Origin of the sequence: Tepidimonas charontis (assembly GCF_007556685.1) — a bacterium.
In the GTDB taxonomy this organism is placed as follows: Bacteria; Pseudomonadota; Gammaproteobacteria; order Burkholderiales; family Burkholderiaceae_C; genus Tepidimonas; species Tepidimonas charontis.
Genome location: NZ_VJON01000103.1, coordinates 1 through 928, shown reverse-complemented (window position 1 = coordinate 928; position 928 = coordinate 1). Strand labels below are relative to the sequence as shown.

Here is a 928-nt window from a genome sequence, read left to right as displayed (position 1 = left end):
ATGGCCAACGCCATCCGTGCGCTGGCCATGGATGCCGTGCAGCAGGCCAACAGCGGCCACCCCGGGGCCCCCATGGGCATGGCCGAGATGGCCGTGGCCCTGTGGGGCCGCCACCTCAAACACAACCCAACCAACCCTGCGTGGCCCGATCGTGACCGTTTCGTGCTGTCCAATGGTCATGCCTCGATGCTGCTGTATGCGCTGCTGCATCTGAGTGGGTATGACCTGCCCATCGAGCAGCTCAAGGCGTTTCGGCAGCTGCACAGTCAGACGCCGGGGCATCCGGAGGTCGGGGTCACGCCTGGGGTGGAGACCACGACGGGGCCGCTGGGGCAGGGGCTGGCCAATGCGGTGGGCATGGCGCTGGCGGAAAAGCTCCTGGCGGCCGAGTTCAACCGGGAGGGGCATGCCGTCGTCGATCACTTCACCTATGTGTTTTTGGGTGATGGCTGTCTGATGGAGGGCATCAGCCACGAGGTGTGCTCGCTGGCTGGGACGCTGCGGCTGAGCAAGCTCATTGCGCTGTACGACGACAACGGCATCTCCATCGACGGGCACGTGCAGGACTGGTTTGCGGACGACACCCCGGAGCGGTTCGAGGCCTATGGCTGGTACGTCATCCGGGGGGTGGATGGGCACGACGTCGCGGCGGTGGATGCGGCGCTGACGCTGGCGCGCGCGCAGGCACAGCGCCCGGACGGGCGGCCGACGCTGATTTGCTGTCGCACCGTGATCGGGCAGGGCGCGCCCAACAAGGCCGGCACGCATGATGTGCACGGCGCGCCGCTGGGTGCGGCCGAAATCGCTGCCGCGCGCGCGGCGCTCGACTGGCCCTACGCGCCGTTCGAAATACCTGACGATGTGCGTGCGGCCTGGGATGCGCGTGCGCGCGGCGCGCAGGCCGAGGCCGAATGGCGCCAGCGCTGGC

The 928-nt window shown here is 68.6% G+C and carries 1 protein-coding gene; it reads left to right on the top strand.

Features of this window, described 5'->3' with window-relative positions; translation table 11 throughout:
• The coding region (locus tag Tchar_RS13550) for a thiamine pyrophosphate-dependent enzyme (RefSeq protein ID WP_236640482.1) at positions 1 to 928 on the top strand (928 nt) is incomplete at both ends.